This window comes from Hyphococcus sp. D3-15 (assembly GCF_055809375.1).
This window is the reverse complement of sequence record NZ_CM147910.1, coordinates 3,634,329-3,655,864: the sequence shown is the minus strand read 5'-3', so window position 1 is coordinate 3,655,864 and position 21,536 is coordinate 3,634,329. Positions and strand designations below refer to the sequence as shown.

Here is a 21,536-nt window from a genome sequence, read left to right as displayed (position 1 = left end):
GGTCACGCCTTCCAGACGCGCATATCGGCAAGCGCTGCGAAGAGCGCGAGCAAAGCCGTTTGAGGCGTGCGATCCGTTCGGTGTGCGATAAAGCTCCACCCATTCTTTTGGGCGATCGCCTCGAGGGCGCGGCGGTGCGCGGAAAATTTTTCTTTATAGGCGTTGGCTAAAGATCCCGTCTCGCCGAATGTCAGCTTGTCTGCGCTTTCGAGATCTCGAAACTCCACGCGCCCTTCAAACGGGAATTCTTCTTCCGCTGGATCACAAATTTGCAATAGCACGCCCTTTGCGCCGGCGCCCGCGAGAGTTCCAACTGCGCGCTCTACACCTTCCGGCGCTGTATAAAAGTCGCTCGCCATGACGACCCGAGAACCGACAGGCGTCGCTGCAATGGGCGGCGCGCCTTTCTCGTCATCAAAGTTATCTGCGCCAAGCGCTTCAAGCATTCGTTCCGGTGCGGTCCGTCCCTGAAACGGCCTTCGGGACCCGATATTGGCGTCATCGCCGAGCAAGCCGATGCGTTCGCCGGCCTGGGACAGCAGGATTGTCAGCGCGGTCAGCAAAGTATCCGCTCTGCGCCTCTTGGTCGGCCACTCTTTGCTCGACGCGTAGTCGAGCGAATGTGACGGGTCGCGCCAGAGATAAGCGGCGGCGGAGGACTCCCATTCATTCTGGCGCACATAAAGCCGACCCGACGCGCGCGCCGATTGCCGCCAGTCAATGGCCGATACTGAATCGCCGAAGACGTAAGGTCTGTGCTGCCAGAAAGTTTCGCCGGGCCCGGCGCGGCGGCGTCCGTGAAGGCCAGCGGAAACGGATTGCGCGATGCGTTCAGCTTCCAGCAGCATCGCAGGAAAATGCGCGGCGGCCTTTTCCGCTTCATGGCGGATCGCTGGCAAGTGAGGCCCGGAAGCTGTCATCGGACGCATCCTTCCTTTTCCGGTCAGGCCCCCGCCATCAATTCCTTGATGAAGTCATCGGTGCTGATGCCTTCAGAGCGCGCAGTGAAATTGAGAGCCATCCGGTGACGTAAGACCGGACCCGCCAATCGCTCAACATCGTCCAGAGACGGCGCATGCCGTCCGTCGATCAGTGCGAGCGCGCGCGCTGCAAGTGAGAAGGCCTGACTGGCGCGCGGGCCCGGGCCCCAAGCGACAAAGTTTTTGACCCGCTCCGTCGCTGTCTCAGTCGGGCGAGCGGCGCGGACAAGCTTGAGTATCTTTTCAATAACCTGTTCGCCGATTGGCATTTGGCGAACCAATTGCTGCGCCGCCGCCAGATCGTCCGCCGTCATCATGGCTTCTACTGTAGCGGCGCTGGCGCCGGTCGTTGAGGCGAGCATTTTACGCTCTGCGTCGATATCCGGGTATTTGACATCAATCTGCAGAAGGAAGCGGTCAAGCTGGGCTTCCGGCAGCGGATAGGTGCCCTCCTGCTCAATCGGGTTCTGGGTCGCAAGAACGTGAAAAGGGACCGGCAGGTCATGTCGCGCCCCAGCGACTGTCACATGGTGCTCCTGCATGGCTTGCAGGAGCGCAGACTGGGTCCGGGGCGACGCCCGGTTGATCTCGTCAGCCATCAAGAGCTGGCAAAAAATGGGTCCCGGAATGAAACGGAATTCCCGCCGCCCTTCGGCGCTCTCTTCCAGCACTTCCGACCCCAATACATCGCCTGGCATCAGATCGGGCGTAAATTGCACGCGTTTGGCCGAAAGCCCCATTAAATCAGCGATTGAAGTGACCAGAAGGGTCTTCGCCAGCCCTGGCGCGCCCACCAGCAGGCCGTGTCCGCCTGCTGCAAGTGTAGCAAGGGTGAGGTCGATTACCTTGTCCTGGCCAAAGACAACCTTTCCTAATGCGGCGCGCGCACGCCCGAATTTTACCGAAATCTCATCAAATTTTTGCAAAAGTTCCTGGTCAGGCTGGGTGTTGGTCATGGGGCTCGCATCAATCCTGGGGCTTGAGGTAACGGGCTGTGATTCTGGTCTAATCTTCCAGATAGCATGGCTTCATGGTGGTTAAAGAACCACTTGGCAAGGAAAGCGAACGCATTGTCGAAAATGTCTTGCCCCTTGCGGGCCTGCGCCCAATGTAATTACGATGCTTTGCATGGCGTCAGGTATGTTTCACTTGGCGCTGGCGGGGCATTCGTCGACAGGGCCGCACGCCGGAAGGCGAGGGCGGACGAATGGATGGGAGCAGGCTTCTTCAGCCGCGCCCTTGATGCCGGCATGGCGCCGGCTGTGTGGTAAAGGGGACGTTTGTGTCTGAACACGAGTCGCATTTCACGGTCTGGGGTTTCATCAAAGGGTTCGCCAAGCTGGTGATCGGTTTCTTGCTTGTATTGCAGGGCCTCATCGGACTCATCATTTTGCTCCTTTTTGTCGGCGTCCTTATCCAGGTCACGAACGGCATCGCCGGCAGCAATGACCCCGTTTCAATTTCCATCCCGGACGAAGCCGCGCTGGTTATCGATCCAAATGGCGTGCTGGTTGAAATGGCGGAAGACTCGAGCCCGCTCGAAGTTTTGCGCGAGGAAGCATATGGCATTTCCGAACCATCCCAGATTGAAGTGCATGATCTCGTCAAGGCGATCCGCGCTGCAAAAAATGACAAGCGCATAAAGGGGATCGTACTCGACCTCGGCGCGCTTGGCGCATCACCTTCCAGCGCAAGCAAGCTTCATTACCTCGCCAAGGAAATCGACAGCTTCAAGGAAAGCGGCAAATCCGTTGTCGCGGTCGGAGATTATTACAGCCAGGATCAATATCTCCTCGCTGCCCATGCCGACAAAATCTACATGAACGATTACGGAAACCTGTTGATTTACGGCTATGGCGCTTACGGAACCTATGTGAAGTCGTTCCTGGAAAAACTGAAAGTGACGACGCACGTCTTCCGTGTCGGGACGTTCAAGTCGGCGGTGGAACCGTTCTTGCGCGATGACATGTCGCCGGAAGCCAAAGAAGCCAATATCGCATATCTCGACGTGCTTTGGAGCAAATACGCCGAATCCGTTGAGGGCGCGCGCGGTCTGGCGCCGGGGTCGGTCGAGAATTACGCCAATAATATGAGCGCGATCATGAAAAGCGTCGAAGGCGACTTCGGCAAGGCGGCGCTTGATTCAGGGCTTGTCGATGAATTGCTGTCGCGCGCTGACATGAATGCGAAACTCATTGAAGCCTACGGCAAATCGAAAGACGGCAAGACATTCAAGAAAGTCGGTTTCCGCCGCTATCTGGCGTCGCTCGACAAAAATGAAGATGACGGCGATCCAAATATTGTCGTCATCACCGCGGCCGGTACGATCATTGATGGCGAAGCGCCTTCTGGCCGCGCTGCTGGCGGGGACACGATTGCAGAACAGCTGAGAAAGGCGCGCGAGGACAACAAGATCAAAGCGGTGGTGCTGCGCATCGACAGCCCGGGCGGTTCCGCTTTCGCGTCGGACATTATGCGCGACGAGATTATTGCGCTGAAAGCCGCCGGAAAGCCAATCGTGGCGTCCATGGGGTCGCTTGCAGCATCAGGCGGCTACTGGATCGCCGCTGACGCCGATGAAATCTGGGCGTCCCCGACGACCATCACCGGTTCGATCGGCATTTTCGGATATTTCAACACTTTCGAAAACACAGCCGCAGAAGTGGGTGTGTTTGTAGATGGCGTCGGCACCACTAATTTGTCGCCAATTCTCGCGACCGGCGTGGGGCCATTGCCGCAGAGCGCTGCGGATATTCTACAGCAGTCGACGGAAAACGGTTATGACCGGTTCCTTACGATTGTCGCTGGCGGTCGTGACCTGGAAAAACCTTATGTGGATTCCGTGGGTCAGGGCCGGGTTTGGATTGGCGAGCGAGCGCTTGAGCTGAAACTTGTCGACCATCTCGGTGACTATGACGATGCGATTAAAGCGGCGGCTCGCCTTGCAAAGCTTGAAAAATATGATGTGGTTGACATGAAAGAAAAGCGCACCACGTTTGAAATGTTCTTGAGCAACCTTTCAGGCGAGGTTCTGTCGGCGATGGGATCGGGACAACCCAAGCGCGCTGAAGGCGCAATCGCCAAATTTGTCCGGGCTGCGGATGATCAGGTGGAATTCTTCGCCGAGTTTAATGATCCGAACGCTGCCTATGCGCGCTGCATGACTTGTGATTAGAGGCCGGAGCGGCCTAGGCCCATCGGGGCGCAAGTAAAATAGGGGCCGGCGCCGCGCTAAGTGCGGCGCCGGTTTTTTAATATGACCGATCTCATGCGATATGCTGCGGCGCTGGAAGGCGCGGGAAGCAAGTCCCTGCCGCCTGTTGAGAAATGGAATCCCGATTTTTGCGGGAAGATCGACCTTGTCATCAAGCGCGACGGAACGTGGTTTCACGAAGGCACGCCGATCGGCAGGGCCCGGTTGGTGCGCTTGTTTTCCACCGTGTTGAGGCGCGAAGAGGATGGCTTTTATCTGGTGACGCCGGTCGAAAAGATGGCGATTTCCGTGGAGGACGCGCCCTTTATTGGCGTCTTGATGCGGCGGGAGGGCTCTGGCGCCAGTCAAAGGCTGTGGTTCACCACCAATCTGGGTGATGAAGTTGAAGCAGGTCGCGAGCACCCTATCGATTTCCGTATGGTCGCTGAAACCGGGGAGATCGCGCCCTATATAGACATTCGCAACGGGCTCGAAGCGCGCATTTCCCGGGCGGTGTATTATGACCTTGTCGAACTATGCGAAACCCGCGAGATAGATGGCGAAGAAACGTTTGGCGTTTTTTCGGGAGGCGTGTTTTTTCCATTTGGGCCGGCAAGCGAAGTTTATGCATAGCATGACGAACAGTTCTGAACGACCGGCGGACGAATTGCGCGCATTGATTGAGAGCAATCTGAAACATGCGACTGCTGCGCGCGTCCGCGAGCTGTTTGGGGAAATCAACCCGCATCTCGTTGGAGAAAAACTGTTCGAAAAACGCTGGAGCGACAAGCGTAAAGACGCTGCTGTTTTGGTGCCTCTTGTTCGCCGCCGGGAGAGCGTCAATGTCATCCTTACGGTCCGCGCCTCGGACATGCCGTCCCATGCCGGACAAATCAGTTTCCCTGGCGGCAAAACGCAACCGGAAGATGATGGTCCGATTGCGACGGCATTGCGAGAGACGCATGAGGAAGTGAACATTCCGCCGGAGGCGGTGGATGTGATTGGCACGCTTGGCGTCCACAAAGGCGGACTTGGTTTTTCAGTCACGCCAGTCATTGGCTTGGTGGCGCCGGATGCGCCATTGAAGCCTTGTCCGAGGGAAGTCGGCGAGATCTTTGAAGTGCCGCTCGATTTTGTCGCGGATTTGTCGAACCATGTGACAGAAGACAGAACGCTTGACGGCGTCACCTACAAAATGTTCGCCGCGCCTTACGGCCGCTATCACATTTGGGGGCTGACAGCCGGCATATTACGTTCTTTCGCTGAAATAATTCAGCCGGAGCAACGCCGATGAGCGCTGATGCGGCGCTTCGTCCGTTAACGGAGGAACAGCGTGCGCATTTCTCCTGGCTCGATTGGCTGCATCTAAAAAAAGTCATTGCAGCATTGGAAGCGGTCGAGCCTGGGAGCGCGCGATTTGTCGGTGGGTGTGTGCGCGACAGTCTGGTCGGGGTTGCTCCCAAAGATTTCGATGTAGCGACGACCTTGCCTCCAGACGCTGCCATTGCGGCGCTGAAACGCGCGGGCCTCGGTGTCGCGCCGACAGGGCTAGATCACGGCACCGTCACGGCGATTATTGATCATCAAGGCGTTGAAGTGACGACGTTGCGCGCGGATGTTTCTACTGACGGGCGCCGCGCGAGCGTTGCTTTCACCAAGGAATGGGCGGTGGATGCGGCGCGTCGCGATTTTACGGTGAACGCAATCTACCTTACCCCGGATGGCGAATTCTACGATCCACAAGGGGGCTTGCAGGATGCGATCGCCAAGCGCGTCCGGTTCATTGGGGCGCCAGAAGCGCGCATACGCGAAGACTATTTGCGGATCCTGCGGTTCTTCCGTTTTTCGGCGCGGTTTTGTTCAACGTTCGATAAACCCGGGCTGGCCGCTTGCGCCGCATTGAAAGAGGGGGTGCGGCAATTGTCCGCCGAGCGCGTCGGTGCGGAGTTTTCGAATATCTTGTCTTTGCCGCGCGCTTCGTTTGCACTCTCGGCGATGCGGGAGAGCGGCGTGCTCGCCGAAATTTGGCCAAGCGAGCCCAATCTGGCCGCCGCTGCTACGATGAAAGCGTTGGAGCCGGCGGCGGCGGCGCCATTGATGCTCGCGGCGATTTATGGCGATGAGGGCGCCGGGCTGGGGCGTGCTCTCCGGTTGTCAAACGCTGAAAAGGCGATGCGCGCCAGGGCGCTTGAAGGTGCGGCAAGCATCACGCCGGAAATGGGCGAATCGCTCATTCGCGAACGGTTGTACCGGCATGGACGCGATGGATTTTCTGATGCGATTTTGGTTGCCGTTGCGCGAGGCGGAATAAGCGATAGTGAATATCAGCAGTTGAAGGTGAAGGCGGAGGCGTTGCCTGTGCCGGTTTTTGAGATATCCGGACGACATGTGGTCGACGCAGGCATCGCGCCGGGGCCGGCGGTCTCCAAGATACTCAGCGCGGTTGAGGCTAACTGGATAGCCGAGAATTTCCCTCCGGCGGACCGTCAACGGGAAATTCTGGCCGCGGAAATCGCCGAAATCCGGCAATAAACTACATAGAGCAGCGCCAACGGCGCCCGGCATTTGACCCGGCGTGCAAGAACCGATTTTATGGCGCGACTGAACGCCAGGGAGGAATACGGCGATGCAAGGCTTAATGATGGACCGGCCGCTTTTGACGACCGAGATCCTCAAACATGCGGTGCGGAACTACCGCAACACCGAAATCGTTACGCGCACCGTTGAGGGGCCAATTCATCGCTACACAATCGCCGATTCCGAACGGCGCATTCGCAAGCTTGCAAATGCGCTTGTAGAACTTGGCGTAAAAGCCGGCGACCGGGTCGGTGTTATTGGATGGAATACCTATCGCCAATTTGAAATGTATTACGCCGTTGGCGGGATCGGCGCTGTGCTGCACACGATCAATCCGCGGCTAGGGCCGGAGAACGCCGCCTTCGTAGTCAATCATGCTGCAGACGAATATCTCTTTTATGATCTGACATTTGCGCCGCTTGTCACCGCGCTAAAGCCGCATCTGAAATCGGTAAAACATTTCTGTCTCATGACGGACGCTGACCACGCCAGTGATGCTGGCGACGGTGTGCTGGTCTATGAGGACTTTGTCGAGGCGGGCTCTGAAGCTTTTGAGTGGCCGGAGTTTGATGAGAACACAGCGGTAGCAATGTGCTACACTTCGGGGACCACAGGCGACCCCAAAGGTGTTGTTTATTCCCATCGCGCGCTTGTGCTGCAGGCATTCGCATGCTGCCTGCCGGCGGCGCTTGGCCTAAAAGAAGGCGATTGTCTGTTACCCGTTGTTCCAATGTTTCATGTGAACGCATGGAACACGCCATATTCGAGTCTGATGACGGGTGTGAAGCAGGTGTTTCCCGGCCCGCGTCTGGACGGCGAGGGGCTGTATGAATTGTTCGACAGCGAGAAAGTGACCTATAGCGCTGGCGTACCGACGGTCTGGCTGGGATTGCTTCAATATCTCGAAGCAACCGGCAAGGAGTTGCCGCATCTGCGTATGGGGATGAGCGGCGGTTCCGCATTGCCGGAGGCGTTGATACGCGGCTTCGAAAAGTATGGCGTTGAGTTGCAGCAAGGATGGGGAATGACGGAAATGTCGCCGGTGGGCACCGTAAACTCCCTGCCGCCACATATCAGAGCATTGCCGCTTGATGAGCGCATTCCCTATCAATTGAAAGCCGGTCGGGCGTTGCCATTTGTCGATATGCGAATTGTCGACGCCGCCGGGCATGTGCTCGATTGCAACGGTGTTTGCGAGGGGCAATTGCAGGTTCGCGGTCCATGGATCATTGGTGAATACTACAAGGCCGACAAGCCAACGCTTACGGCTGACGGCTGGTTCGATACAGGCGATGTCGCCAATATCGATCCTGACGGGTTCATGCAGATTACTGACCGCTCGAAGGACGTGATTAAAACCGGCGGCGAATGGGTGTCTTCAATCGAAGTTGAAAACGCCGCACTCCTTCATCCCGGTGTTGCACAGGCGGGCGTCATTGGCGTGTATCACCCAAAATGGCAGGAACGTCCCTTGCTGATCGTTGTAAAAAAAGAGGGGCAGAACCCGAGCGCCGATGAGATCAAAGAGTTTCTGAAAAACAAGCTGGATAAAATCGCTTGGCCCGATGCTGTTGAGTTCGTAGAGGAAATACCGTTGGGCGCGACAGGAAAGGTCTTGAAGACAGAGCTAAGGAAAATCTTCAAGGATTACCAACTCGCTGTTTAGCCTCACGGGCTGTCCGTCAATTGGTGTTTGACGGCGTAGAGCGCTGCTTGCGTTCTGTCGTCGACGCCAAGTTTGGACAGGACAACGCTGACATACCCTTTCACGGTGCCTTCAGTCAGGCTGAGGTCGTAGGCGATTGCTTTGTTGCTTTTCCCGCGGGCGATTTCCTTTAAAATGTCGAGTTCGCGCGGCGTTAGCTTTTCGTGAGGCTGTTGTTCGCCTGTCGCGCGCCGGAGTAATTGTTTTTGAACGGCGGGGTGAAAAACCGGCGCGCCGCGACTGGCGCTTTCGATGGACCAGAGTAACTCGCCCTTTGAGACGTCCTTTAAAAGATACCCCATCACCTCAGCATCAATCGCCGCCTGCAAATGGAGGTCATCTCCTAGCGCGCTGGTGAGCAGAACGATTTTGGCGCCATGTCCCTTTGCTTTGAGTGAAATAGCAGCATCAACGCCGCTGCGCCCCGGAAGGGCGACATCCATCAAAACCACGTCCGGATTTAGTTCTTCGATCACGCCTTCGGCGACATCCGCGTCGCCGGCCTCGCCGACAATCTCGATGCCCGGCTCGTCGCCAAGCAGTGTGCGCAGTCCCTCCCGCACGATCGGGTGATCGTCCACAATAACGATGCGTATGGGCTTGCGAGCTGACATGCCGATTTCTCTCTCCAAGGCCATGTTAGGCCAGCGGGAAGAGAACCTCAACGCACACGCCGCGGGAGGGCAAAGCGGAAATGTTCAAGATTCCGTCAATGGTCGCGGCGCGCGCTCGCATGCTGGCGACGCCGATGCCGCTGGTCCCCGGCGCGGCGGACTTCATAGCGTCCTCTGTTATGCCGTCGCCGTCGTCCTCAACCCGAAACCGGGCTTTTTCACCTTCTCCGTCCAGGGAAATCCGCACCGACTGCGCTTTCCCATGGCGGAAAGCATTCGCCATGGCTTCCTGTGCGATCCGCAATAACGCTTCGGTCTGCGCCTCATTGAGTTTGTTGTCGTTTATGTCGATGTGAACGACGGTGTTTTCCGCTGCGGTGAGGGCGCTATGGTGTTTTAAAGCCTTGGCCAGCCCGTTTGCCCGAGCATAAGCGCCGAGAGAATCGTGTTCGGATTCTGTGGGCAGGCGCAGTTCCGCCAATAGCGCTTTCATTTCCCGTTGCGCAAGGCTGGCGATTTCCAGCAGCCTGGCCGTCCGCGCGTCGCCTTCGGTTTTGCTGCGCGCGTATCCCGCACCGATCGATTCAGCCACAAGTGATAGTGAAAAAATCAGCTGGCTGACATTATCGTGCAGGTCATGGGCCAGGCGTTGACGCTCCTTAAGCGCCGCATATTTTTTATTTTGTTCGTAAGCGCGCGCATTGTTTATCGCGATTGCCGCATGCCGCGCGAAAGTGCCCAGCATGCGCACATCATTGTCGCCAAACCGCTTGGGCGGACCGGCGCCGATGCCGAATGTGCCGATAATGTCGCCGCGCCACATGATCGGCATGCCGATGACGCTGTCCTCGTCCATGCCTGGTAGGGGCGGTGCGGCCAGCTCTCCATAGCGGTCGAGCAAAACCGGCGCCTGGTCGGCATATACGCGGCCTGCCAGACCTTCTCCAGCTTTGGCAATGGAGCCGAGTTCCTCTCGCGGCATTTTGTAGACAGCTTCGATACGAACAATACCTTCCGCAGGTTCAACCAGGCCGATGGATCCGCGCTCCGCGTGCAACAGCTCGCAGGCTTTTTGAACGATTACGGTCAAAAGCGGGCGTAGCTCCAGTTCGCCGCTAATGACCTCGATCATCTCGCGCAAGTGATCTTGGTCGATCATGGGAGAGCTAGGATCAGACATCTGGTTTTGGCGTGCTATGCTGTTTCGACAGGGACGCTTCCCTGACATAAGTTAGGAGAAGGAAAACGCAGATTGCACCACCAATATCCCGGCGTGGCAAGGCGCGCCTATGGCTGGCCTGCGTTCGTATCGAACTTCCTGAATTGATCCATGAGGCACTAATTTTGGATGATCGTGCGAACCGGTCCGCCGGCTTCTTGCATGGAACGGGATGAAGATCGAAGCTGCCAGAGCCTGAATCATAAAAAACGGGAGGGTGGCGATGAAATTCATCAAGGCTGGCAGAGATTTTGTGATCTTGTCACTCGCCATATTGCTTGCCGCCTGTAGCGCCGAAAACGACGCTGAGACGATATCGCCGCCAATAGCGGGGCTGGATAGTCTGGCGCGCGATGTGGATCGCGTGCAATCGCTGCGTGCGGTTAAAGATTTGCAACGCAGCTACGCTCAATATGGACAATTCGGTTTGTGGTCGGACATGGCCGACCTTTTCGCGGCGGACGCCCAGGTCGAATGGGGTGACGATCAGGTCAAAGGGCGTGAAGCGATTGAGGATTGGCTGAAACAGAGAGGCGGCGGCATGGACGGCCTCGCGTCCGGCGCGCTCAACACCGAATTCATCGACGAGCCGCTGGTGAACCTGTCCGTCGACGGCGAGAGCGCAAAAGGACGCTGGATGAGCCTCGCTTTCAAGGGTGATGGCGAAGGCCGGGCATGGTTCGAGGGCGGCCTTTATGAAAATGAGTATGTACGCGAGGGCGGCGCCTGGAAGATCGCCGTGATGCGTTACTTTCCGCAATATGAAGGCGACTACGCTGATGGTTGGACGAATGTGAATGGCGAAGACCTGCCGCACATTCCTTACCATTTCACCATCGATGAAACCGGCATTGCAATTCCGCAACCTGAAGGGAAGGCGCCGGCAACCACCGAGACGCTTGAGAGCCTTGAAAAGCATATTGCCGCGTTAAACGACGAGGATGCAGTACGAAATCTGCAAAACGCTTACGGCTACTATGTTGACCGTAAAATGTGGAATGATGTTGTCGATCTGTTCGCTGCCGATAGTGCTGTCGAGATTGGCGGCGTCGGCGTTTTTCACGGCCGTGAGGGCGTACGCAGCGCCATGGAGCGGATGGGGCCTGCGGGGCTTGAGCATGGGGAGCTCAATGAGCATCCTTTGTTCGACACAATCGTCAAAGTTGCGCCGGGCGGGAACGAAGCACTAAGCCGCGGCATCGAACTCGCCATGCTGGGCGATGCCGATGAAGGCGCCGCGCAGTGGGAGATCAATGTTTATCGCAATCGTTTCGTCAAGGAAGATGGCGTCTGGAAGTTTAAAGAGCTGCGTGTCTACCCCGTAATGAAGGCCGATTATCACGACGGTTGGGGAAGCGGTGAAACCGTTGAGCGAAATGTTCCTGCGTTTATCGGCCCCAATCCTGCTAGCGAGCGTTCGGTGGAAACAGGGGATTATGTTGTCCTCGCAACAGAAAATCTGACCGGGCCGATTGCAGCGGTGAGCGATGACATATTGTCTGCTGATGCAGCCGAACGCCTTGCTGATGCGCGTCGCCGATTGAAGCGCTCTGAGGCCTATGACAATGTTGTCAATGTTTCGGCGGCATACGGATACTACCTTGATGACTTCCAGTGGACGAATTTGTCGTCAATTTTTGCAGAACAGGGCAACAAACAATCCCCCTTCGCCGGCTTTTATCTTGGGCGCGACCGCATTATGGGGGCGGCGAATGCGTCCTGGGGCCCGCCGCGCGAAATGCGTCCTGCCATTTCGTTTCACTGGCGCACGCAACTGGTCATCCACGTCTCGCATGACGGGCGCTCGGCGAATTTGCGCACGCGGCTGTTTCAGCCGCGAACGACCAAAGACCCCGGTGCGCCCGCCTATTTTTACATGGGCGGATTTCACGGCGGCATGTATCCCAACGATCAGCTTGTTCTGGAAAACGGGATTTGGCGATTCTGGAGTCTGACCATCGACGAACATTATTTTTACTCGCCTGATTGGAAAGGGGGTGGTCGGCGGCCAAGGATCCTGAAGGCAGTGACGAGCGGCCGCCCAGCAAGCTTCTCACCATTTATCCGCCTGATATTTTGCTGCCCGATCTGGGGCGCCGGATGGAAGGATTTCGCGGCGGCGGCGGCGAAACGATCGATTGGCCATCCATTCTGCCCATGTGGTTCCATTATCGAAATCCGGTCAGTGGACGGACGCCTGAAAACTACTGGCCCGATTGTGTGCCGTGCGAGATGCTGCCGGAGGCCAGCATGACCGAGCATGGCTACCAATCGCCGCCTACAGGACCAGAGATCGACGGGATCAACTTGCGCTGATCAGGGATAAGGTTGTCGGAGGATGGGGCAAGTTTGTGCGCCTCTCGGGGCAAGACCGACCCGGCGGAAACTGGCTAGGAAATTGACGATTCACCGGTACCGGAAAATCATTGTGCTGTTTACGCCGCACTGCGCAATACGCATCGTCAAAGCAACATGAAAGCTGTTGGCCGCCGCATGCACAGGCTTTCGCTAAAGATCAAGGTCCCCCGCCAATGCCATTGAAGCGCAATAATTATGTTTTCCTGCGTCTCGCAGCGACCGGTTTTTGTGCGTTAGCGGCGGTAGCTTGCGCGCAGGCGGATGGTCAGGACACTTCTCAAAAAGAAGCGATTGCGGAGCTGACGGTATTGGAGCCGGACCCGCCGCATATCTGCGATTTCTGTGAGCGGTTGAATGCGCCCGCTGAACCGTTTCGGATCTTTGGCGATACTTATTATGTGGGCACGGCCATGATCACCTCGGTATTGATTGCGTCAGATGACGGGCTCGTGCTGGTGAATGGCGGGATGACGCAGACTGCGCCCCTGATTGCGTCGAGCATCGAGGAACTGGGTTTTTCTCTCGCCGATCTGAAGTTGATTTTAAACACCCACCCTCATTTCGATCACGCCGGCGGGATTGCCGCCCTTTCACGCGCGACCGGTGCGAAAGTTGCAGCGAGCGCCCGCGCGGCGGAAGCGCTGGAGCAGGGACGCCCAACCGAAGACGACCCACAACGCGGTCTCGCCGAAAACGTCTTTCCCGCCCTGCCGCAAGTGCAAATTGTTGCAGATGGCGAGACGCTTGCAGTTGGCGGCATTGAGGTCACGGCGCATTTGATGCCCGGTCACACGCCGGGAAGCACGGCATGGACCTGGCGCTCATGCGAGGCAGGGAAATGTGTGAACGTGGTCTTTGCGGACACATTCGCCACGCGTTCCGCCCCGGGATTCCGTTTTACCGGCGCCGATGATTATCCGAGCCGGGTGGAGGCTTTTCGTAAGTCGATTGCGACTGTCGCCGCGCTACCCTGCGATATCCTGCTCGCGCCATCGCCGCTGTCTTTTGGCGTCGAGGCGAAGCTGGCTGCACGGGTGGAACATCCTGAGGTCAATCCCTTCATCGACGCAGAAGCCTGTAAGGCCTATGCAGAAGAGGGTGCGGCAAAGCTAGATAAACGCATCCAGGAAGAAACGACCGACTAATAGCGTCGGAATGCGTCTTAAAAGAACAGGCACAGTAGATGAGCGTGACAGACAGCATTGAGCAATCCCGGCAGGGCGGGTTATTCGCTTGGTACAGGGAAGCCGACAAAAAGGTCAGGCGCGTCTTCTGGACCTGTTCCGTCGCCTGGACACTCGATGCGATGGATGCGCTGGTCTATCAGTATCTCATCCCGACATTGATCGTCGTATTCGGCATGAGCCTGGCGCAGGCGGCCGCGATCGCCAGCGCAAGTTATTTCGCATCGGCGATTGGCGGCTGGTTCGGCGGTTGGCTTGCCGACAGATTCGGTCGCGTGCGTGTCTTGCAGATAACCATTTTGTGGTTCTCGTTTTTTTCATTCCTTTCCGGTTTCGCGCAAAACTATGATCAGCTGATGATCATTCGCGTTCTGCAGGGCATTGGTTTTGGCGCAGAATGGGCGGTCGGGGCGGTGCTGCTGGGTGAAATGATCGCGCCCAAGCATCGCGGCAAGGCGCTTGGCTCTGTGCAGACCGGTGTCGCCGTCGGTTCGGGGATCGCCGCTCTTTTGGCCGGTCCATTTGTTGCGCTTTTTCCGCCAGATCTGGGATGGCGCATCGTGTTCTGGATCGGGCTTCTCCCGGCGGTGCTGATCTTTTTCGTCCGCCGCGGCGATGATGAATCGGAGATTTTTAAAAAGAGCAACGCAGCGCGTATTGAAGAAAAAGATCGGTGACTCCGCTGGAGATTTTCCGGCCGAAATATTTGCGCGTAACCTTGCTGGCGGCGTTGCTGGCGCTTGGCGCGCAAGGAGCGGGTTATTCGGTCAGCAGCTTTCTCACCACATTTCTGCAAAATGAGCGCGGCATTACCGCGTCAACGGCTGGCGTCTTTGTGCTGCTGAACAGCGTAGGCGCGTTTTTCGGGCTCCTCACCAACGCCTATGTGGGAGACCGGTTCGGCCGGCGCATGGCGTTCAGATTGTTCGGCGCAGGTTTTATCCTTGCAACAACCTTTTATCTTTGCGCGCCGTTGGGCAGTCACGCCTATACGCTCATTCCCGCAGGGTTCATTCAGGCGTTTTGCCAGTTCGGCATGTATGCGTCCTTCGGCCCCTATTTCACTGAACTCTTCCCGACAGAGGTGCGCGCGTCAGGGCAGGCCTTCGCCTATAATTTCGGGCGGGCGGCGAGCGGCATTTTCATACAGAGCGTCGCTTTCCTGGCGGTTGGGTTGTCGCTGAATGTGTCCATGACGGTGATGGGCGTCATCGGCGTGGTCTGTGCGCTTGTCGCAACGCTGCTACTGCCGGAGACAGCAGGCCGCGACCTTAACGAACTCGACCAAAAGCCCGCGCCGGCGGGCGGCGGATGACGACGCTCCTGACGATACAAGTCCAGAGCAAGCATGGCGCAACGCGTAACGACGCAATTGCTCGCCAGTAAATGAATTGAGGTTGTGATGAGCCAGACCACTGATCCCCGTTCCCGACTTTCCACCAGCGGCGCGCCGGCGTCGGGCGGTATGGCTTTTTCCAGCGCCGTCTATGCGCGGTTTTACGAAATGCCGCCGCAGATTGAGACCGATAGCGAGCGGACCTGGCTGGCGCGCGGACAAAATTTCATTGTTGCTTTTTCGGAAGTGAACGCGGGGGCTACATTCGACCGCAAGAATCAGCCTGATGAGTTCGTCCTTATTCTTTCCGAAGAAGCAATGAGCGCGACGATCGTTGCTGGCGGGGAAACCAGAGAAGTTGAGGGATATACGATTAACATCATTCCCCCTGGCGACAGCACAATCAAAATTACAGCGGCAGGTAACATCATTCGCTTGTTTTCAACGCAATCGCAGGATCTGGCGCGGGAATGCGCCAATGTTGACGACTATCTTGAGCCGCACCCGCATATTCCGCCATTTAAAGCCTGGCCCGATCCGAAGGACGGTTACAAAATCCGCAGCTACAGCCTCGATGCGCCGGAAGAGGAAGGGCGGTTTGGCAAGATCTGGCGCTGCACGACTTTCATGGTGAATGTGTTTCCGCCGCAGCACGGGCCGCGTGATCCTTCTAAACTCTCGCCGCATCATCATGATGATTTCGAGCAATGCTCACTCGTGATCGGCGGCGAATATATGCATCATTTGCGCTGGCCGTGGACGGCCAATCTCGCCGACTGGCGCGATGACGATCATGAATTATGCGGCGCGCCGTCAGTCACCGTCATACCGCCGAAATCCATCCATACATCCGCGGCGGTCGATCCGGGCGTCAATCTGCTGATCGATATTTTCTCGCCGCCGCGCGAGGATTTTTCGAAAATGGAAGGTTGGGTGCTGAACGCCGATGAATATCCTATGCCAGAAGAAAGCGGAGACTAAAACGCTGTGCGGTCGGCGCCCTTGAGGCCCAGCAGTTTGCGGGCCTCGTCAGGCGTGGCGATTTCTAGGCCTAACGCTTCAATAATTGTGCGCACCTTGCGAACCTGCTCTGCGTTAGAGCGGGCAAGCTTGCCGCTCCCGATATAGAGGCTGTCTTCAAGACCGACGCGGACATTGCCGCCTAGCAATACAGACTGATTGCAGAAAGTCATCTGATTGCGACCAGCCGCGAAAGCGGAGAACACATAATCGTCGCCAAACAGGCTATCGGCGATGGTCACCATATGAGCGAGGTTGCGCGGATCGGCGCCGATGCCGCCGAGAATGCCGAAGACGCCCTGGATCAGGAAAGGCGGCTTGATCAGTCCGCGTTCGGCGAAATACGCGAGCGTGTAAAGGTGCCCGATGTCATAGCACTCGAATTCAAACCGCGTGTTGTAGGCTTCGCCAACGTCGCGCATGATCCGCTCGATATAGCTGTTCGAGTTATACATGATGCGATCATTCGAGGTTTCGACATAATCGCGCTCCCAATCATGCGTCCATTTTTCGACTTTCGCGCCGGCGGCGCTGAAATCGAAAATCAACGGCCCCATATTGAGCGAGCAGATTTCCGGTTGCGCTGCATGCGCGCCCTCAAGGCGGGCGTCCAAGGACATGTTCGCGCTGCCGCCGGTTGAAATGTTGATGACGGCGTCGGTCGCCTGTTTGATGCGCGGCAGGAAAGCCATGAAATCCTTCGCCGCCGGACTGGGCTGACCGGTTTTCGGATTGCGGGCGTGCAGATGCAGTATCGCCGCGCCGGCATTCGCCGCATCGACAGATGCGTCGGCAATCTCGTCCGGCGTCACCGGTAAATAGGGCGACATTGACGGCGTGTGGATCGATCCTGTCGGCGCGCAGGTGATGATGACCTTACGGCTTTTGAGCATGAGATGCGTTTCCTAAAGCCCGGCGTGGCAGAGATATTTGAGATTCAGATATTCCGCGAGGCCGTGTGACGAGCCTTCGCGGCCGAGGCCAGACATCTTAACACCGCCAAATGGAACGACGGCAGTCGAGATGAGGCCGGTATTGATCCCCACCATGCCGCTTTCGATCCGGCGCCCGACACGGGCGATCGTCGCCGGATTTTCAGAGCACAGATAGGCGGCAAGACCGAAGGGGGTATCGTTGGCGAGGGCGATGCCTTCATCCTCGGTCTCGAATGGAATGACGCCGGCGAGCGGCCCGAATGTTTCCTCGCGCGTGAGCAACGCATCCGGGGCGACATCGCGCAGCAATGTCGGCGGCATGAGCCGACCGTCAGGCGTCCCGGCGCTGGCGAGGATCGCAGCGCCGCGATTTACCGCGTCATCCAAATGTTCTTTCACCTTCGCCACGCCGGGCGCATCGATTAAGGGGCCGATATCAGTGCGTTCATCAAATCCATCGCCAAGGACCAGCGCGCTCACGCGCGCAGCGAAGGCGGCGAGGAACGCTTCATAACAGCCCTTTTGCACATAGATGCGGTTCGCTGCGATGCAGCTCTGGCCACTATTGCGGAATTTCGCGACAAGGGCGGTTTCAACCGCCGTCTCCAGATCCGCGTCATCGAAGATCAACAACGGCGCATTGCCGCCCAATTCAAGGGACAAGCGTTTGATGGAGGGCGCCGACGCCGCCATCAGTTGCGCGCCAATTTCGGTCGAGCCGGTGAAGCTGATTTTGCGGATGACTGGCGAAGCAGTCAGGAGCCCGCCGATCATGCTGGCTTTGCCGGTGATGACGTTCAGCACGCCAGCGGGAAGGCCGGCCTCCTCGGCCAGCACGGCCAGCGCAAAAGCCGAAAGCGGGGTCTGGCTCGCTGGCTTCGCCACCATTGTGCAACCGGCGGCGAGCGCCGGCGCCGCCTTGCGTGTGAGCATGGCGAGGGGGAAGTTCCAGGGCGTGATCGCGGCGCAGACGCCGACCGGTTCCGGCTCGACCAGCAAACGCCGCCCCGGAACAGGCGAGGGTATAGTTTCGCCAAACATGCGGCCGGCTTCTTCGGCGTAGAATTCAATAAAGCCGGCGCCATAGGCGACTTCTGCGCGCGCTTCCTTGAGCGGCTTGCCGTTCTCCAGCGTGATCAGGCGGGCGAGGTCTTCCTGGTTTTCCATGATCAGCTCAAACCAGCGGCGCAGGATCGCACCGCGTTTGCGCGTGAGTTCGCCGGACCAGGCCGGGAAAGCCCGTTCAGCTGCGTCAATGGCGGATTGCGCCTGTTGCGCAGACAGCGCCGGCGCCTGACCGATCACATCGCCAGTGAAAGGGTCGTCCACATCGATAAAGGCGCCGCCCTCGCCATCGACCCATTCCCCATCAATGAATGCCTTGTCGCGGACGAGGCCGGGCCGCGCCAATTGTCCGCGTGCGAGCGGTGACGTTTCATCTGGTTGGGACATGCGGTTCAAACCCATTTCTACTTGTCGTCGTCGAGATTGGGATTCGTCACCGGCGTGTCGCCTTCGAACCAGTGCTCGAATCGGCGATAGGTGCAAAGCCAGCGTCCTTCCGCGCTGCGCTTGTATCGGTCTGTAGCAAGTGAGATTGTGATCGGCGGATGGGTCGGCAAAACCTTTTCGCCATTGGCTGCATACAGAAACAAAAAGTTCGTCGCTTCCGCTGTGTCAGGGCCGGTGAAGCGGGCGCGAAAATTTGTAAAAGAATGAACTGAAAGGCGCGGCCCTTGTTTCACGCGCCAATCATAGAACGCCTGAATTTTCTCGACGCCATGATAGGACGCGAATTGTCCGTGAAATTCGGCGTCCTCGGTATAATAGGAAGAGGCGTTGCGGCCGCCATTCGTATCGATCTCGTGCCAATATTCTGCAAGCTGGAGAGACAGCTCCGCATTTAGCCTGATGACGTCGTTCTGATACACGCAGCGCTCCTTAAAATTTCCGCGGCGATGGCCGCAGAGAAGCAATGCGATCTATTCGCGCCAGGGTCTTGTTTGGAGAGGCAAAAAGACTTGAGCGGAGCGGCGGCGCTCAGTTATGTGCAACTGCGAAGGCGCCCCGATATTCGCGCGGGGCCATCCCGAATTTGTCGCGGAAACAGCGCGTGAAATGCGCGGCGCTGTTAAAGCCCCATGAGAATGCGATCTCAGTCAGGGTGTGGCCATTCCAGGCAGGGCTCTTCATCTGACGTGCGCACTCTTCGAGCCGCCGCCGCAGAATAAAGGCCGAGATTTTCTCGCCCGAAACGGAGAACACCGCGCGCAAATATCGCGGTGAAAGGTTGAGGCTCGAGGCGATTGAGGCGGATGAGAGTTCCGGGTCGCGCAGATTATCCTCGATGAAGGAAATCACGTCATTTCGCCGCCGCCACAAAATCGCGGACTCGCCGGAGATATCAAAGCCGGCCGTGTAAGACATTGAAATCATCTCGAGCAGATGCCGGGCGACGCGGTCTTCATGGTCAGGGCTGATCCCGTTCCCGACGCTTTCGCTCAGCGATTCCACCATGGCGCCGAGCGTGCCGGCCAGGCCGACCGCATGACCAAGGCGCAGCCCGCTGAATTGTTCCGGTGTCGGAAGATATTCACGAAGCAGCGACGGCAAAACGCGCACCATGATCGTGACCGAAAAATCCTTGGTGTCGAAAAAATGCGGCAAACCGGTGTCGACCAAGACGAAATCGCCTTCATCGAGATTTGATTCATGGCCACAATGGTGAATTACGCTGCTGCCCTTGGCTTGCAGGAGGAGTGAAAAAATTCGCGGACGGTTATCGTTGATGTGATCTTTGCTGCGCTCGACGCAATAGCTGTCCATGGTCAACTTTGCGAGCTTTACGGGACCAAGCGTTCCGATGCTCAGTTCCGCCCCGAAACCTTGCTGGTCAGCGGGGGTGAACTCGACCTGACTCATCCGCGTAGCGTACAGAGCGTTCCATGCTGCGGCGCGACCGTTTGTCGGCAAGCTGATCGTGCTATATTTTTCCACGTCTACTCCTCCCACGTGATCCGACTTATGCTTGCCGGTTCCACAGGCGACTTTTTGTCGCCAATTATAGACTTTTGCACTGACTTTTAGCGGCGTCAAGGCAAGAAAAAACGAGGCATGCGGAGAGTAATCGCGCGCCGGGATTTGCAATAAACGTCATCGTTCGGTCCGCTGGCGTTGCGGTCCGACTATGTTGTGTTAACGCTGAACAATCCTGAAACAAAAGGCTGTTTCAAAGGGCTGCTTCATATATTTCGACTGCATCCGGCAGGGTCAGCGGACGGGGGTTGCGTTCAAGGAGGCGCGTGACCGTCATCGCCGCTTTCGCCATGCGCGGAATTGCATCGGCAGTGATGCCAAATGGAGACATGTGTTGTTCGATGTTGCAGCGCTCAGCGAGGTCTACAATTTTGACGATACCGCGCAGCGCGGTTTCTGTTTCGTCGCCCGCCTCGCCAACGCCGAGTGCGCGGGCGATCATTGCGTAACGGGCTGGATCGGCTTCTAAATTAAATTTCAGGACATGGGGCAGAAGGAGCGCGTTGGCGACGCCATGGGCAATATGAAATTCTCCGCCCAAAGGATAGGCCAGCGCATGGACCGCAGCGGTGTTGACGGGGCCCAAGCACATGCCCCCATATAGGCTGGCGAGCAGCATCGCCTCGCGTGTGTTCAGATCGTCGCCATGTGTGCAGGCGCGCTCAATATTGTTCGCGATCAGGCTGATCCCCGCAAGCGCATAGGTGTCCGCAATCGGGTGCGCGAATTTGTTCGCATAGGCCTCAATACAGTGGGTGAGGGCGTCAAACCCAGTGGCTGCGGTCACCGCTGGCGGCATGGTCACCGTCATCAAGGGATCGAGATATGCTGCGTCCGGCGTGAGGAAACGGCTGACAACGCCTTTTTTTAGGTCTTCATCTTCATCGCCGAGAATCGCGATGGGCGTAACCTCGCTGCCGGTGCCTGCTGTTGTCGGCACGCAGGCAAGCGGCAGCGTCCGGTTTTTCAGCAGATCGACACCGATCACATCATCTATGGTTTGCGCGCCGTCAAACAGAGCGGCGACGAGCTTTGCAACATCCATTGCGCTACCGCCGCCAAGGCCCACCACGCAATCCGCGCCGAATGCGCGCGCGGAATCCAGCGCGGCAGAGAATTCTTCCAGAGTCGGTTCGCCTTTGAGGTCGTCCCACAATTCAGCCTGGCCGCCCCTGCCTTCGATGGCGGAGAGCAGCGGCTCGCACAGGCTCCGGGTCGGCGGCGTCGTCACAATGAATATGCGCGTCGCGCCGCGATCCATCAGATCTTCTGGACAGCGCCGCGCCGCGCCGCGTCCAAAGCTTAATGTACCGACATTGAATAGCGTAAGAAGGCGTTCACTCGGCCGCGTCATTCGCCGTCCCTACAAATCACTGGCG

19 protein-coding genes are annotated in these 21,536 nt (G+C 57.6%); 10 read left to right on the top strand and 9 right to left on the bottom strand.

Going from position 1 to position 21,536, the window contains the following annotated elements; genetic code table 11:
- Window positions 1-2: 2 nt before the first annotated feature.
- Window positions 3-920 (bottom strand): DUF58 domain-containing protein, encoded by a 918-nt coding sequence (locus AC0L8G_RS17650; protein ID WP_473385470.1) that lies wholly within the window; start codon window positions 918-920, stop codon window positions 3-5.
- Between the two features lie 23 nt (window positions 921-943).
- The gene (locus AC0L8G_RS17645; RefSeq protein WP_473385469.1) at window positions 944-1,936 is read right to left on the bottom strand and encodes an AAA family ATPase; all 993 of its coding nucleotides are present in this window, start codon (window positions 1,934-1,936) and stop codon (window positions 944-946) included.
- Between the two features lie 326 nt (window positions 1,937-2,262).
- Between AC0L8G_RS17645 and sppA the strand changes: the two genes are divergently transcribed.
- The 5 genes from sppA (at window position 2,263) to AC0L8G_RS17620 (ending at window position 8,416) form a co-directional block, all read left to right on the top strand.
- Complete coding sequence (gene sppA, locus AC0L8G_RS17640) at window positions 2,263-4,155, top strand: signal peptide peptidase SppA (protein ID WP_473385468.1); 1,893 nt, start codon at window positions 2,263-2,265, stop codon at window positions 4,153-4,155.
- 81 nt (window positions 4,156-4,236) lie between these two features.
- On the top strand, window positions 4,237-4,806 hold the full coding sequence (locus tag AC0L8G_RS17635; RefSeq protein ID WP_473385467.1) for a DUF1285 domain-containing protein: 570 nt from the start codon (window positions 4,237-4,239) through the stop codon (window positions 4,804-4,806).
- 1 nt (window position 4,807) lies between these two features.
- Window positions 4,808-5,467: a CoA pyrophosphatase gene (locus AC0L8G_RS17630; protein WP_473385466.1), complete on the top strand. Its 660-nt coding sequence runs from the start codon at window positions 4,808-4,810 to the stop codon at window positions 5,465-5,467.
- Window positions 5,464-6,705 carry a CCA tRNA nucleotidyltransferase gene (locus AC0L8G_RS17625; RefSeq protein WP_473385465.1) on the top strand — a complete coding sequence of 414 codons (1,242 nt, stop codon included), beginning with the start codon at window positions 5,464-5,466 and terminating at the stop codon, window positions 6,703-6,705. The genes AC0L8G_RS17630 and AC0L8G_RS17625 overlap by 4 nt, the downstream gene beginning before the upstream one ends.
- Window positions 6,706-6,799: 94 nt before the next feature.
- Window positions 6,800-8,416 carry a long-chain fatty acid--CoA ligase gene (locus tag AC0L8G_RS17620; protein WP_473385464.1) on the top strand — a complete coding sequence of 539 codons (1,617 nt, stop codon included), beginning with the start codon at window positions 6,800-6,802 and terminating at the stop codon, window positions 8,414-8,416.
- A 2-nt stretch (window positions 8,417-8,418) separates the two neighbouring features.
- Here the strand turns inward: AC0L8G_RS17620 and AC0L8G_RS17615 are convergent, their stop codons facing one another.
- Window positions 8,419-9,069 (bottom strand): response regulator, encoded by a 651-nt coding sequence (locus AC0L8G_RS17615; RefSeq protein ID WP_473385463.1) that lies wholly within the window; start codon window positions 9,067-9,069, stop codon window positions 8,419-8,421.
- A gap of 25 nt (window positions 9,070-9,094) precedes the next feature.
- Window positions 9,095-10,228: a GAF domain-containing sensor histidine kinase gene (locus AC0L8G_RS17610; protein ID WP_473385462.1), complete on the bottom strand. Its 1,134-nt coding sequence runs from the start codon at window positions 10,226-10,228 to the stop codon at window positions 9,095-9,097.
- 283 nt (window positions 10,229-10,511) lie between these two features.
- Here AC0L8G_RS17610 and AC0L8G_RS17605 point away from each other — a divergent pair, with 283 nt between their 5' ends.
- The 5 genes from AC0L8G_RS17605 (at window position 10,512) to AC0L8G_RS17585 (ending at window position 16,147) form a co-directional block, all read left to right on the top strand.
- Window positions 10,512-12,542, top strand: a complete 2,031-nt coding sequence (locus AC0L8G_RS17605) for a nuclear transport factor 2 family protein (RefSeq protein ID WP_473385461.1) — start codon at window positions 10,512-10,514, stop codon at window positions 12,540-12,542.
- A 277-nt stretch (window positions 12,543-12,819) separates the two neighbouring features.
- A complete protein-coding gene (gene bla / locus AC0L8G_RS17600; protein ID WP_473385460.1) occupies window positions 12,820-13,791 on the top strand; it encodes a subclass B3 metallo-beta-lactamase in 972 nt (323 codons plus the stop codon).
- 38 nt (window positions 13,792-13,829) lie between these two features.
- Window positions 13,830-14,507 carry an MFS transporter gene (locus AC0L8G_RS17595; protein ID WP_473385459.1) on the top strand — a complete coding sequence of 226 codons (678 nt, stop codon included), beginning with the start codon at window positions 13,830-13,832 and terminating at the stop codon, window positions 14,505-14,507.
- Window positions 14,504-15,145 (top strand): MFS transporter, encoded by a 642-nt coding sequence (locus AC0L8G_RS17590; RefSeq protein ID WP_473385458.1) that lies wholly within the window; start codon window positions 14,504-14,506, stop codon window positions 15,143-15,145. The genes AC0L8G_RS17595 and AC0L8G_RS17590 overlap by 4 nt, the downstream gene beginning before the upstream one ends.
- An 87-nt stretch (window positions 15,146-15,232) precedes the next feature.
- Window positions 15,233-16,147, top strand: a complete 915-nt coding sequence (locus AC0L8G_RS17585) for a cupin domain-containing protein (protein ID WP_473385457.1) — start codon at window positions 15,233-15,235, stop codon at window positions 16,145-16,147.
- Here AC0L8G_RS17585 and kce read toward each other — a convergent pair.
- From kce to AC0L8G_RS17560, 5 genes are all read right to left on the bottom strand, one after another.
- Window positions 16,144-17,079, bottom strand: a complete 936-nt coding sequence (gene kce, locus AC0L8G_RS17580) for a 3,5-dioxohexanoate:acetyl-CoA acetone transferase (protein WP_473385456.1) — start codon at window positions 17,077-17,079, stop codon at window positions 16,144-16,146. The genes AC0L8G_RS17585 and kce overlap by 4 nt on opposite strands.
- A 12-nt stretch (window positions 17,080-17,091) precedes the next feature.
- Window positions 17,092-18,573 (bottom strand): NAD-dependent succinate-semialdehyde dehydrogenase, encoded by a 1,482-nt coding sequence (locus tag AC0L8G_RS17575; protein ID WP_473385455.1) that lies wholly within the window; start codon window positions 18,571-18,573, stop codon window positions 17,092-17,094.
- Window positions 18,574-18,590: 17 nt separating this feature from the next.
- The gene (locus tag AC0L8G_RS17570) at window positions 18,591-19,052 is read right to left on the bottom strand and encodes a Cif family virulence factor (protein ID WP_473385454.1); all 462 of its coding nucleotides are present in this window, start codon (window positions 19,050-19,052) and stop codon (window positions 18,591-18,593) included.
- Window positions 19,053-19,161: 109 nt separating this feature from the next.
- Complete coding sequence (locus AC0L8G_RS17565; RefSeq protein ID WP_473385453.1) at window positions 19,162-20,118, bottom strand: helix-turn-helix domain-containing protein; 957 nt, start codon at window positions 20,116-20,118, stop codon at window positions 19,162-19,164.
- A gap of 232 nt (window positions 20,119-20,350) precedes the next feature.
- Window positions 20,351-21,511 carry an iron-containing alcohol dehydrogenase gene (locus AC0L8G_RS17560; RefSeq protein WP_473385452.1) on the bottom strand — a complete coding sequence of 387 codons (1,161 nt, stop codon included), beginning with the start codon at window positions 21,509-21,511 and terminating at the stop codon, window positions 20,351-20,353.
- Between the last annotated feature and the right edge of the window lie 25 nt (window positions 21,512-21,536).